Source organism: Achromobacter xylosoxidans A8 (genome assembly GCF_000165835.1).
GTDB classification, from domain to species: domain Bacteria; phylum Pseudomonadota; class Gammaproteobacteria; order Burkholderiales; family Burkholderiaceae_B; genus Achromobacter; species Achromobacter xylosoxidans_B.
Genome location: NC_014640.1, coordinates 3043132 through 3056165 on the forward strand (window position 1 = coordinate 3043132; position 13034 = coordinate 3056165).

Genomic DNA, 13034 nt, shown 5'->3' on the forward strand with positions numbered 1-13034 from the left:
AACACTAGGGGAACACAAGTATGGATGGAATCACCGTCATCAACGCCGCGATCAACGGCGTTGTGATCGGGATGCTGCTGGCCTTGCCGGCACTGGCGATCACGCTGGTGTTTGGCATCGCCCGCTTTCCCAACGCCGCCAGCGGCGACTACATGACGTTGGGCGCCTACGCCGCCGTCTTCACCCAGGCGCTGGCCGGCGGCTCGATGCTGGCGGGCGGCCTGGCGGCCGTCGCCGGCACCACCCTGGTCAGCCTGTTTTTCTATGCCTGGGTATTCCGGCCGCTGGAGTCGCGCTCCAACGTGTCGCGCCTGATCGCGTCCATCGGCGTGGCCTTCGCGCTGCGCAGCACGATCACCTTCTTCGCCGGGCAGGATCAGTACACCTTCGACATGCCCTTGACGCGCGCCTGGAATTTCGGCGGCGTGCGCATCCTGCCCACCGACCTGTACATCGTCGGCACGGCGGTGGCGGCGTTGGCGCTGGTGTTCGCGCTGATGCACATGACGCCCACCGGGCGGCGCATGCGGGCGGTGGCGGACAACCCCGAGCTGGCCGCGGCCAGCGGCATACGCGGACGGCGCGTGATGATCACACTGTGGAGCATCGCCGGCGCGTATTGCGGGCTGGGGGGCGTGCTGCTGGGCATCAAGGCGGTGGTGATCCCCGAACTGGGCTGGGAACTGCTGATGCCCATGTTCGCGGCCGTGATCCTGGGCGGCATCGGCAATCCGGTGGGCGCCATCGTCGGGATCATGGTGTTCAGCATTGCGCAGGAAGTCGCCAGCCTGGTGGTCGGGCCGGCCTACAAGATCGTATTCGCCTTCGCGGTGCTGCTGTGCGTGCTGCTGCTGCGTCCCCAGGGAATCTTCGGCCGTCCGATGGCGGCGAGGTGAGTCATGGAAGCCTATCTGATTGCTATCGCCATCGGGATCCTGATCTACATGCTGCTGGCCTTCGGCCTGTCGCTGCACTACGGGTTCACCGGACTGATCAACTTCGGCCACGTCGGCTTCTTCGCCATCGGCGCCTACACCTCGGCGCTGCTGTCGCTCAAGGGGGTGCCGATACCGATATCCATGGTGGCAGCCGCCGCAGTCGCTGCCTTGGCGGCCTGGCCGCTGGGCATGATCGCCTTGCGATTGGGCAGTGACTACCTGGCCATCGTGACCTTGGGCTTCTCGGAGTCGGTGCGCATGATGCTGCAGACCGAGGAATGGCTGACGCGTGGGATGCACGGCCTGCCGGGCATCCCGCGGTTGTTCGCGGGCTGGGCCTCGCCGCAGACCGTGGACCTGTGGATCATGCTGCTGCTGGTGGCGGTCAACGCCGGGGCGCTGCTGCTGATCCATCTGGTGATACGCAGCCCGTTCGGGCGCGTGATCGAAGCGGTGCGGGACAACGAGGTGGCGGTGCGGGCGCTGGGCAAGGATCCGGCCCGCTTCAAGACCCGTTCGCTGATGCTGGGCGCGGGCCTGGCCGGCCTGGCGGGCGCCTTCCAGGCGCACTACCTGACCTTCATCAGCCCCGAGCAGTTCGTGCCGTTGATCACCTTCTACATCTGGATCGCCATCATCCTGGGCGGAGTGGGGCGGTTGAGCGGCGTGGTGGCGGGCACGGTGCTGCTGGTCGGCTTTCTGGAAGGATCGCGTTTCGTGCGCGACTTCGTCGGCGGCATCTCGGAGGTACAGATGGCCAGCGTGCGCATCGGCGTCATCGGCCTGGCGCTCATTTGCGTGGTGCTGTACCGGCCTCAGGGCATTTTCGGCAACACCTCGGCCACGCGCAGGAGATAAGGGATGACGCTGCTTTCCATCAAAGGGCTGAGCGCCAGCTTCGGCGGTTTCAAGGCGCTTGACGACGTGTCGCTGGAAGTGCGCAAGGGCGAAATGGTCGGGGTGATCGGCACCAACGGCGCGGGCAAGAGCACGCTGTTTTCGGTGGTCACGGGCTACATCCCGCCCAGTTCCGGGTCCGTGCGTTTTGCGGACGAGGACATCACGGGCGTGGCCGTGCACCAGCGCGTGCGCCGGGGCCTGGCCCGCACGTTCCAGGTGCCGCGCGAGTTCAGCCAGCTGACGGTCTTCGACAACATGATGGCCGCCGCGCCGGACCAGCGCGGCGAAAAGCTGGCGGCGCTGGTGTTCGCCCGCCGCGAGGTGGCGCGCGAGGAAGCGCGCAACGCCGAACGCGTGCACGAATTGCTGGCGTTCCTGAACCTGACCCGCGTGGCCGATGAGCCGGCCGGGAAACTGTCGGGTGGCCAGAAGAAGCTGCTGGAACTGGGGCGGCTGCTGATGCTGGAGCCGCGCTGCATCCTGCTGGACGAACCGTTCGCGGGCGTCAATCCGGTGCTGATCGAAGAACTGTCGGCGCGCATCGTGGAGCTGAACCAGCGCGGCCTGACCGTCGCCATCATCGAGCACAACCTGGAAGAGCTGTCGCGCATCGTGCCGCGCATGTACGTCATGGACCGCGGCCGCGTCATCGCCGAAGGGACGCCCGACAGCGTCCTGGCCAATGAACAGGTGCGCGAAGCGTACATGGGGGGAGTGATATGAGCCAACTCGTCATGCAAGGCCTGTCCGGCGGCTACGGCGAGGTCGATATCGTCAGCGGCATCGACATGCACGTCGCACCGCGCGAGATCGTCACCATCGCCGGCACCAATGGCGCGGGCAAGTCGACGCTGGTCAAGGCGGTGATGGGGCTGTTGCCGCGCATCGCCGGCACCATGACCTTCGACGGCCGCGACCTGCTCGCGCTGCCGGTCGAGGAGCGGGTGCGCATCGGCATTTCCTACGTGCCGCAGGTACGCAATGTGTTCGGCGCGCTGACCGTGCTGGAGAACCTGCAAGTGGTCGAACACGTGCAGGCGCGCGAAAAGCGCATCCGCGACATGTTCGAGCTGTTTCCCGCGCTGGCCGGGCGGCGCAAGACGCATGCGGAGAACCTGTCCGGCGGCGAGCGCCAGCAGCTGGCCTTCGCCCGCGCGCTGATGTCCTCGCCGCGCCTGATGGTGCTGGACGAGCCCTCGGCCGCCTTGTCGCCGGCGCTGACCGAGCAGGTGTTCGCCGAAGTGCGGCGCCTGCCGCAGATCGGCGTGGGCGTGCTGATGGTGGAGCAGCGCGCGCGCCAGGCGCTGGCGTTCAGCGACCGCGGCTACATCCTGGATTCCGGCCGTATCGTGCTGACCGATACGGGGCAGGCGCTGCTGGCCAACCAGCATATGAGCGATCTGTATATCGGGCGGGGAGGGCATGCGGGGGGCGGCCACGCTGGGGGCGCTCGTTCGTCCGCTGGCAATGCTCCCGCCTGAAACCGATTGGACCGTCCCGCCGGCGGCTGCTGGCGCGGATGGCAAGTCTACTTTTCCATGATTCTTTGCAGGAGCCGTACTTTGCCTACTTCCTTGCCTACTTCCGAAACCATGGTTTCCCCGGCATCCGCTGCGCGCCGCCCCGCGCCCGGCGCCATCGCCGCCCTTACCGCCACCGAGGGCCTGGCCGCGCTGGAGCAGGGCAAACTGACCTGCGAGGCCTGGGCGCGCGCCTGCCTGGACCGCATCGAGGAACGCAACGGCGGCGTCAAGGCCTGGGTCCGGGTGGACGCCGAAGGCGCGCTGGCCCGCGCCCGCGAATGGGACCGCCATGGCCGGCGGCGGGCGCTGGACGGCGTGCCGCTGGGCATCAAGGACACCATCGACACGGCGGCCATGCCGACCGAACTGGGCGACCCCGAAATCTTTCCGGGCCGCCAGCCCGAGGCCGACGCGCCCGTGGTGACGCAGGCGCAGGAGTTGGGCTTCAACCTGCTGGGCAAGAACACCGTGTCGCGCCACGCCATCATGTTGCCCGGTCCGGCGCGCAATCCTCACGACCTGAGCCGCACGCCGGCCGCGTCCTCGGCGGGGTCGGCGGCCGCCGTGGCCGACTTCATGGCGCCGCTGTCCATCGGCACGCAGACGGCGGGCTCCATCCTGCGGCCGTCGGCCTTTTGCGGGGCGGTGGGCTTCAAGCCCACGCTGGACGCCATCCCCTACGTGTCGATCCGGCGCTATTCGCGGGTATTGGACGTGATCGGACCGATCTCGCGCTCGGTCGCCGACGCGGCGCTATTCATGCGCGCCTTCACGGGTGATCCCCGTTTTGATCCTGCGTCTTCGCTGCGCAGCGATTTCCGCCTGGGCGTGTGGCGTCCCAAGGACTGGGCGGACACGGAGCCCTGCATGCGCGATAGCTTCGAAGCCAATCTGCGCGCACTGTCGGCCGCCGGCGTGAAGGTGACTGAACTGGCCATGCCGCCGGCCTTCGACACCATGGGCGAGGCGCAGGACGTGATCATGGCCTACGACCTGGCGCGCGAGTACGCCGCCATCAAGCGCGACCACGCGGCGCTGTGCGATCCGGGCCTGATCGAGTACCTGACCATGGGCGAAGGGCTGTCCGCGGCCGATTACGCGGGGGCGCTGGACGCCGCCGACGCCTGCCGCCGCGCCTTCTACGACGTCGCGCGCGAAGTCGACGCGGTGGCCATGCCTTCCACGCTGGGCGAAGCGCCGCCGGCCAGCTCCACCGGCAGTTCGGCTTTCATCCGCATCTGGTCGTTGCTGCACAACCCGTCCATCACCTTGCCCGTGGCGCGCGGCCCCAACGGCCTGCCGCTGGGCTTCCAGATGGTCGGTTTCGTCAAGGAGGACGCGCGCCTGCTGTACTGGGCGCGTTGCGCGGAGCGCATCCTCGGGTCCACCGCGCACCAGGCCTGACCGGGCTCTCGCCGGGTTTGATCCGCTGCGCGCCGCCGGGGCGCGGCGGATTCTTCGGCGCCTTCGGGCGCCTTTTTTGCGTCTGCGCTCTGGGGTTTTCCCGAGTAATTCTCAATATTCGGGAATAAAAAGCAGTGAAAGAACCATAAATTGATAATCTGCGCTCCGTTAGCTTGGAGCCAAATGTTGAAAGCGGACCACTCAGTCGGGGCAGGTGCGGATCGCGTGCTGTATGTGCTGGCCACCCTGGCCAGGCATGACGGCCCCCTCAGCATCGCCGCTTTGGCCGAGCAGACCGGCCTGGCGCAAAGCACTCTGTACCGCCAGGTGGCGCTGCTCAAGCGCTGGGGCTTCGTCGCCGAGCATGACGGCGAATACGGCCCCGGCCCGCTGTGCGTGCAACTGGCCTGGGGCTTTGACCAGTCCTCGTTCCTGATCCACGAAGCGCAGCCCGACATGGCCGCGCTGGCCGCCGCCTCCGGCGAAACCATAGGCTTGCTGGTGGCGGTCAAGGACCAGGCGGTGTGCCTGGACATGATCGAAAGCCAGCATCCGCTGCGCTGCTCCTTCACCAAGGGGCGCGGCCTGCCGCTGGCGCGCGGAGCCTCCGCCAAGTCGCTGCTGGCCTTCATGCCGTTGGCCCGCCTGCAGGCCGCGCTGGCCTATCTGGCGGCCGAGGCCGGCGTGGACGCCGATCGACTCGGACACGAGCTGGAAACCATCCGCGCCCAGGGCTACGCCATGACCGACAGCGAGGTCGACGCTGGCGTCTGGGGCGTGAGCGTGCCGATCTTTCAACGCGCCAATCAGGCCGTGGCCTCGATCACGCTGATGGCGCCTTCGACCCGGGCCGCGCAGCGGCCCGAGGCATTGACCGAAATGGCCGTGGCCGCGGCCCGGCGCATCTCGGCGAAGTTGCAGGCTCATTGAGAGCACTTTTTTTCTTCCACGCTCCACCGTACCCACCGACCGCCGTACCCACATTCCTTAGAGGACCCACCATGACCACTCGCCGCACACTGCTGACCGCCGCCCTGACGCTGGGCCTCGCCTGGAGCGCCGGTCCGGCGTTCGCCCAGGAAACCATCCGCGCCGTGACCGACGCGACTTTCCCGCCGATGGAGTTCGTCAAGGACGGCAAGCGCACCGGCTTCGACATCGAACTGGTGGAAGCCTTGGCCGGCGCCATGGGCAAGAAGGTCGAATGGATCGACATCGACTTCAAGGGCCTGATTCCCGCCCTGCAGGCCGGCCGCGCCGACATCGCCGTGTCCGCCATCTACATCACGCCTGAGCGCGCCAAGGTCGTGGACTTCACCGATCCGTACTACGCGGGCGGCCTGGTCGTGATGACCAAGAAGGACGGCCCGGTCAAGACGCTGAAGGACCTGGACGGCCGCAAGGTGTCGGTGCAGGTGGGCACCAAGTCGGTCAACTACCTGAAGGAACACTACCCGGCGGTGCAGCGCGTGGAAGTCGAGAAGAACCAGGAGATGTTCAACCTGGTGCAGATCGGCCGCGCCGAAGCCGCGGTGACGGGCAAGCCCGCCGCCAAGCTGTTCGCCCAGAGCACGCCGGACCTGACGGTGCTGAACGACCAGATCACCACCGAGGACTACGGCATCGCCGTGCCGAAGAACAAGCCCGAGCTGACCCGTGAGCTGAACGCGGCGCTGCAGAAGCTCAAGGCCGACGGCAGCTACCAGGCCATCGTCAACAAGTGGTTCGAGGCTCCTGCGAAATGAACCTGGATTTTTCTCCCGTCTTTGCCGACTTCGGCGCGCTGATCAATGGCGCCGTGGTCACCGTCGAGGTGACCGCGGGCGCCTTGCTGCTGGCCTGCGTCATCGGCCTGCTGGTGGGCGTGGGGCGCCTCAACCCGAAGCGCTACGTCATCTACAACCTGTGCAGCGTCTATCTGCTGCTGTTCCGCGGCACGCCCTTGCTGGTGCAGCTGTTCATCTGGTTCTTTGGCCTGCCGCACTTCGGCATCACCCTGCCGGCGTTCGCCTGCGGCGTGCTGGGCCTGGGCATGTACTCCGGCGCCTACGTGTCGGAAATCGTGCGCGGCGCGATCCAGTCGGTGGACCGCGGCCAGACCGAGGCGGCGCGCTCGCTCGGCATGTCGTCCGGCCAGGCCATGCGCATCATCGTGCTGCCGCAGGCAGTGGTGCGCATGATCCCGCCGCTGGGCAACGAATTCATCGCGCTGATCAAGAACTCGGCCCTGGTGTCGCTCTTGACGATCCACGACCTGATGCATGAAGGCCAGAAGATCATCAGCGTGTCCTATCGCTCGCTGGAAACCTATCTGGTGGTGGCGCTGATTTATCTGATCCTGACCACGGCCACCATGCTGGTGCTGCGCAAGGTTGAACACCGCCTGCGCGCGGGGGGGATGGTGCAATGAACTCCGCAATGAACTCCGCTGCGGCCCGGGCCGCGGACCCGCAAGAAATGATCCGCATCCGCGGCCTGCGCAAATCCTACGGCGACCACGAGGTCCTGAGCGGCATCGACTTCGACGTGCTGCCGTCCCAGGTGGTGGTGGTGATCGGGCCCAGCGGCTCGGGCAAGAGCACCTTGCTGCGCTGCTGCAACGGCCTGGAAGTGGCGCAAGCCGGCACCATCGACATCTGCGGCCAGACCTTGCTGGACCACGGCAAGCTGCTGCCCGAAGCCGAACTCAACCAACTGCGCATGCAGGTGGGCATGGTGTTCCAGGGCTTCAACCTGTTCCCGCACCTGTCCGTGCTGGACAACGTCACGGTCGGTCCGCGCAAGCTGCGCGGCATGGGCCGCGAAGAAGCCCATGCCCTGGCCGCGGACCTGCTGGACAAGGTTGGCCTGGGCCAGAAGATGTCGGCCATGCCGGCCAGCCTGTCGGGCGGGCAGAAGCAGCGTGTGGCCATCGCCCGCGCCCTGGCCATGCAGCCCAAGGTCATGCTGTTCGACGAGCCGACCTCGGCGCTGGACCCGGAGCTGGTGGGCGAAGTGCTGCAGGTCATGAAGCTGCTGGCCAAGGAAGGCATGACCATGATGGTGGTCACGCACGAAATGGGCTTTGCCCGCGACGTGGCCGACATGGTGGCGGTGATGGACGGCGGTGTGATCCTGGAGTCCGGTTCGCCCGACGTGATCTTTACCCAGCCGCGCGAGGCGCGTACCCGCGAGTTCCTGCAAGCGGTGCTGAGCGCGGGGCAGGGGGCTGCATGAACGCCGCGCAATTCGACAAAAGCCTGTGGAAGGCCCGCGACGACAGCGCCGAGCAAGGCGACACGCGCCGCCTGGCGCATATCGTCGAAGCGGCTGCCGGCCAGGTCCGCAAGGGCGAGGCGGTGCTGCTGGGCTTTGCCTGCGACGCCGGCGTGGCCCGCAACCAGGGCCGCATCGGCGCAGCCGAAGGCCCGGCGGCCATCCGCAAGTTCCTGGCGGGCCTGCCGGCGCACGGCCTCACGCGCCTGCTGGACGCCGGCGACGTGGCCTGCGAGGGCGACCGGCTCGAGGACGCCCAGGAGCAACTGGGCCTGCGCGTGGCGGAACTGATGGAACAGGGCGCCCGGCCGCTGGTGCTGGGTGGCGGCCATGAGATCGCCTGGGGCAGTTTCCAGGGCCTGGCGCGCTGGCTGGATGCCCGCGGCGACACGGAACCGGTGCTGGTGCTGAACCTGGACGCGCACTTCGACCTGCGCACCGGGCGGCCCGGCAGTTCCGGCACGCCGTTCGACCAGATCTCGCGTTACTGCGAGGAACGCGGCCGGGCCCTGCAATACGCCTGCCTTGGCGTATCGCGGCTGGCCAACACGCCGGCGCTGTACGCGCGCGCCGCCGAAGTCGGCGCCATCTGGGTCGAGGACCGCGACATGCAGGAGCGCCACCTGGCGGCGCGCCTGGCCAACGTCGACGCCTTGCTGGCGCGGGCGCGGCACGTCTACCTGACCATAGACCTGGACGTGCTGCCGGCGGCGGTCATGCCCGGCGTGTCGGCGCCGGCGCCCTATGGCGTGCCGCTGACGGTGATCGAGGAAATCGTGCTGCGGGTCAAGGCCAGCGGCAAGCTGCGCCTGGCCGACATGGCCGAGTTCAATCCGCGCTACGACCAGGACGGTCATGGCGCACGGGCGGCGGCGCGCCTGGCGTGGCAGTTGTTGAGCGATTGAGCGGACCCGCCTTCATCCTTCGGGTGGGGGGCAGGATCAGGCGGGGCGGTTTCCTGGCAGGAAACCGCCCCGTTTTTCATCCCCCGTATGGCGGGTGGCAGGGCTTGCGGCTTACGGCTGGCAGGCTGGACGCTGCCGGCTTGGCGGCTTAGGATAAGGGCAGCATCAGGCTTCGGTTTGCGGCCCGTTCAATAGCCGCAACATTTATGCGTCCCTAATTAAAATATTTTTGTTTTAAATGGGGACGTTATAAATTTCGTGGATAAAATGGCGCAACTTTGTCAGGAGAGCCAGCTCATGTCTCAAACTCCCACCCACGCATTGCCGTCTTATCTGAACGCCGAGGACCTCGGCCCCTGGGGCAACTACCTGCAGCAAGTCGACCGGGTCACCCCGTATCTTGGTTCGCTGGCGCGTTGGGTCGAGACCCTGAAGCGCCCGAAGCGCTCGCTGATCGTCGACGTGCCGATCGAACTCGACAACGGCAGCATCGCCCACTTCGAGGGCTACCGCGTCCAGCACAACACCTCGCGCGGTCCCGGCAAGGGCGGCGTGCGCTTCCACCAGGACGTCACGTTGTCCGAAGTGATGGCGCTGGCGGCCTGGATGTCGATCAAGAACGCCGCGGTGAACCTGCCCTACGGCGGCGCCAAGGGCGGCGTGCGGGTCGACCCGCGCAAGCTGTCCGCTTCCGAACTCGAGCGCATGACGCGCCGCTACACTTCGGAAATCGGCGTCATCATCGGACCCTCCAAGGACATCCCGGCTCCTGACGTGAACACCAACGCCCAGACCATGGCCTGGATGATGGACACGTACTCCATGAACGAAGGCGCCACCGCCACCGGCGTGGTCACCGGCAAGCCGATCGCGCTGGGCGGCAGCCTGGGCCGCGTCGAGGCCACCGGCCGCGGCGTGTTCGTGGTGGGCTGCGAAGCCGCGCGCGACCTGAACATCGACGTCTCCAAGGCGCGCGTGGTGGTGCAGGGCTTCGGCAACGTGGGCGGCACCGCCGCCCGCCTGTTCCATGAAGCCGGCGCCAAGGTCATCGCCGCGCAGGACCACACCGGCACCGTCCACAACGCCGAAGGGCTGGACGTGCACAAGCTGCTGTCCTACGTGTCGCAGCATGGCGGCGTGGGCGGCTTCTCCGGCGGCCAGGCCATGGACAAGGCTGAGTTCTGGACCCTGGAAACCGAGTTCCTGATCCCGGCCGCCCTGGAAAGCCAGATCACCGCCGCCAACGCCGCCAAGGTGCGCGCGAAGATCGTGGTGGAAGGCGCCAACGGCCCGACCACCCCCGAAGCGGACGACATCCTGGCCGAACACGGCGTGTACGTGGTGCCGGACGTGCTGGCCAACGCCGGCGGCGTGACCGTCAGCTACTTCGAATGGGTGCAGGACTTCTCCAGCTTCTTCTGGAGCGAGGACGAGATCAACCAGCGCCTGGAGCGCCTCATGCGCGAAGCCTACGCGGCGGTGTCGCAAGTGGCCAAGGAGCACAAGGTCACGCTGCGCACGGCGGCGTTCATCGTCGCTTGCACGCGCATTCTGCAAGCGCGCCAGGTGCGCGGCCTGTACCCCTGATACCCGATACGGCGAGGCGTCCCTGGACGCCGCGCCGAGGAGGGCAGGGAGACAAGAACCGCCCCGGCCGCGCCTGTCCGGCATGGCCGGTGGCAAAAACGGAGATCGCCCCGCAAGGGGCGATTTCCATTTGCGCGTCCGTGCGCGCACCGCGCATGAATAGCACATCGACGTTGCAGGCCTGCGCGGGCCGCGCCCGCGCTTGCGGGTTGTCGGCAAGGCGCGACATTCCGCGCCTTTTTCATGGCCTAGGGAATTTCCCAGCTTGCGTAACCAGAACTGACACATTGCGTCCCTAGAATTCGTTCCTGCCATGCGCCGGGCGCGCCGCACGCGATGCGTGCCAGCCCGGATGCGCATGTCTGTTCAATCAATGGGAATTTGCAATGAAAAAGACTTTGTTCGTCACCGCCATGCTGGCCGCGTTCGGCGCAACGGCGCAGGCGGAAACCTCGGTGACGCTGTACGGCTTGATCGACACCGGTATCGGCTACCAGCGCATCAAGGGTGATGGCTACCATGAGTCCAAGGTTGGCATGGTCAACGGCGTGTCCAGCGGTTCGCGCTGGGGCCTGCGCGGCGCCGAGGACCTGGGCGACGGCCTGAGCGCCGTGTTCACGCTGGAAAGCGGCTTCAACTCGGCCAACGGCACGTCGGGCCAGAGCAGCCGCCTGTTCGGCCGCCAAGCCACCATCGGCCTGAAGAGCACCTCGTGGGGCCTGTTGGAACTGGGCCGTCAGACCAACATCGCTTCGAAGTACTTCGCCGCGATCGATCCGTTCGGCGGCAGCTACGGCCAGGCCAACATTGGCGTAGCCTTCAGTGCCGCCAACACGGTCCGCTACGACAACATGGTGCAGTACTCGACGCCGTCGTTCAGCGGCGTGCAGTTCGGCATCGGCTACTCGTTCAACGCCGCCGACACGACCACCGCGCAAACCGGCTTCAAGACCGCCGACAACACCCGCGCCATTACGGCCGGCCTGCGCTATGTCAGCGGCCCGGTGAACGTGGCGCTGACCTATGACCAGCTGAACCCCGCGAACCAGTTGAACAACGACGCCACGCCCAAGTCGTGGATGATCGGCGGCTCGTACGACTTCGAAGTGCTGAAGCTGGCGCTGGCCTACGGCCAGACGCGCGACGGCTGGTTCACCGGCCAGGGCGCCAACGCCTTCGGCAGCGGCAGCCCCGAAGCCAAGGGCTTCGGCACCAACGTGGCGGTGTCGGGCTTCAAGGCCAATTCCTACCTGGTGGGCCTGAGCGTGCCGATCGGCGGCGCCAGCAACATCCTGGCTTCGTGGCAGCGCGCCGATACGGACAGCACCAAGCTGACCGGCGACGACGCCACCATGAACATCTACAGCCTGGGCTACACCTACAACCTGTCCAAGCGCACCAATCTGTACGCCTTGGGTTCGTATGCCACCAACTTCGCGTTCACCGACGGCGTGAAGAGCACCGTGGCCATGGTGGGCGTGCGTCACCGCTTCTAAGACGAAAGGCGCGCAAGGGCGGCGCGTCAGCGTCGCCCTGCCGCCGCGGTTGCACTGAGCGGACTGGGCGTCTTACCCGGCCACAGACGCGAAAAAAGCGGCCACCTCCCTAGCTCCATCCTCAGTCCGCTCAACCGAACCCCGGTTTGATGCCGTATCGAACGCCCGCGTAGACCGCGGGCGTTCCCGCATGCGGCTTATGCGGCAGGCAGCAGTTCAGGCTTCAGGATCCCGCGCAGTTCCGAATAGGGAATGCTCAGCTCGGGTTCGCCATGGGAGTATGGCGCGATGGAATAGGCGTCGTACTTGACCACGATGCCGTCGCGCGTCAGCGCGTAGTTGTCGCTTTCCTGGAACGGCCACATCTTGTTGTAGGCCGCCGGATCGCGGCGCGCATCGGGATTGCTGGCCAGCCATTTGGCATGCGCCTGCCGCAACGCGGCCACATACTGCGGATGGCGTCCGGGTATCAGCGCTTCCTCCAGGCTCATCACGCGGCCATGGCTGCGCTCCCAGTTCAGGTACTGGGTGGCGGGGATGCCATGCGCGGCGCCGGTCAGGAACTGTTCGGTATGCAGTTCGACCGCCACGATGTCGCCGACCGTGTCCTTCACGCTGGCCTTGAAATAGGTGGCGTCGCGCGCGCGCGCCACCGACCAGAAGTACTGCGTGTACTCGGACAGCGTGTCGTAGGGGCCGCGGCGGTTGGCATCGGTGCCGGTCATGTAGGCCAGCACGTGGTCCACCAGCGCGGTGAGCTTGGGGATGCCCGGGAAGGCGACGCTGTCGATTTCGATGCGCGGGCAGTCGCCCTCGCAGCCCGGTTTGCTAGACGCCCACTTGATGCGCTCGGTGGACAGGTCGCCGACTTTTTCCGGCGTGGATGCCGAGGCCGGGCCCTGCGTGGCCAGCGTGATGTCGGCCGGCGGCGTGCTGCTGCAGCCCGCCAGCGCCAGCAGGGCCGCGCCCAGGATGAGACCGCTTATCGCGCCTTGCGGCGTGAATGTGCGACGCATTGAAACTACC

The 13034-nt window shown here is 67.0% G+C and carries 13 protein-coding genes; 12 read left to right on the top strand and 1 reads right to left on the bottom strand.

The genetic code is table 11. From position 1 onward, the window contains the following. Window positions 1-20: 20 nt before the first annotated feature. The 12 genes from AXYL_RS14155 to AXYL_RS14210 all read left to right on the top strand — a co-directional run bounded on the left by AXYL_RS14155 (window position 21) and on the right by AXYL_RS14210 (window position 12008). On the top strand, window positions 21-896 hold the full coding sequence (locus AXYL_RS14155) for a branched-chain amino acid ABC transporter permease (protein ID WP_013393482.1): 876 nt from the start codon (window positions 21-23) through the stop codon (window positions 894-896). A 3-nt stretch (window positions 897-899) separates the two neighbouring features. Then, window positions 900-1796 carry a branched-chain amino acid ABC transporter permease gene (locus AXYL_RS14160; RefSeq protein WP_013393483.1) on the top strand — a complete coding sequence of 299 codons (897 nt, stop codon included), beginning with the start codon at window positions 900-902 and terminating at the stop codon, window positions 1794-1796. Window positions 1797-1799: 3 nt separating this feature from the next. Then, complete coding sequence (locus AXYL_RS14165; protein WP_013393484.1) at window positions 1800-2561, top strand: ABC transporter ATP-binding protein; 762 nt, start codon at window positions 1800-1802, stop codon at window positions 2559-2561. After that, window positions 2558-3319, top strand: coding sequence for an ABC transporter ATP-binding protein (locus AXYL_RS14170; protein WP_013393485.1), 762 nt, complete (start codon window positions 2558-2560; stop codon window positions 3317-3319). The genes AXYL_RS14165 and AXYL_RS14170 overlap by 4 nt, the downstream gene beginning before the upstream one ends. A gap of 81 nt (window positions 3320-3400) precedes the next feature. Further along, complete coding sequence (locus AXYL_RS14175) at window positions 3401-4765, top strand: amidase (RefSeq protein WP_013393486.1); 1365 nt, start codon at window positions 3401-3403, stop codon at window positions 4763-4765. A 183-nt stretch (window positions 4766-4948) separates the two neighbouring features. Further along, complete coding sequence (locus AXYL_RS14180) at window positions 4949-5695, top strand: IclR family transcriptional regulator (RefSeq protein WP_013393487.1); 747 nt, start codon at window positions 4949-4951, stop codon at window positions 5693-5695. A gap of 71 nt (window positions 5696-5766) precedes the next feature. After that, entirely contained in the window at window positions 5767-6510 is a 744-nt protein-coding gene (locus tag AXYL_RS14185; protein ID WP_013393488.1) for a transporter substrate-binding domain-containing protein, read from the top strand. After that, window positions 6507-7175: an amino acid ABC transporter permease gene (locus AXYL_RS14190; protein ID WP_013393489.1), complete on the top strand. Its 669-nt coding sequence runs from the start codon at window positions 6507-6509 to the stop codon at window positions 7173-7175. Before AXYL_RS14185 ends, AXYL_RS14190 begins: the two co-directional genes overlap by 4 nt. Window positions 7176-7222: 47 nt before the next feature. Next, entirely contained in the window at window positions 7223-7981 is a 759-nt protein-coding gene (locus AXYL_RS14195; protein WP_162470892.1) for an amino acid ABC transporter ATP-binding protein, read from the top strand. Then, window positions 7978-8925 (top strand): formimidoylglutamase, encoded by a 948-nt coding sequence (gene hutG / locus AXYL_RS14200; RefSeq protein ID WP_013393491.1) that lies wholly within the window; start codon window positions 7978-7980, stop codon window positions 8923-8925. Before AXYL_RS14195 ends, hutG begins: the two co-directional genes overlap by 4 nt. Before the next feature lie 297 nt (window positions 8926-9222). Then, window positions 9223-10512 carry a Glu/Leu/Phe/Val family dehydrogenase gene (locus AXYL_RS14205; protein WP_013393492.1) on the top strand — a complete coding sequence of 430 codons (1290 nt, stop codon included), beginning with the start codon at window positions 9223-9225 and terminating at the stop codon, window positions 10510-10512. A gap of 386 nt (window positions 10513-10898) precedes the next feature. Continuing rightward, window positions 10899-12008 (top strand): porin, encoded by a 1110-nt coding sequence (locus AXYL_RS14210; RefSeq protein WP_013393493.1) that lies wholly within the window; start codon window positions 10899-10901, stop codon window positions 12006-12008. A 197-nt stretch (window positions 12009-12205) separates the two neighbouring features. On the opposite strand, the gene AXYL_RS14215 is transcribed toward AXYL_RS14210, so the two are convergent. Further along, window positions 12206-13024, bottom strand: a complete 819-nt coding sequence (locus AXYL_RS14215) for an RsiV family protein (protein ID WP_013393494.1) — start codon at window positions 13022-13024, stop codon at window positions 12206-12208. Between the last annotated feature and the right edge of the window lie 10 nt (window positions 13025-13034).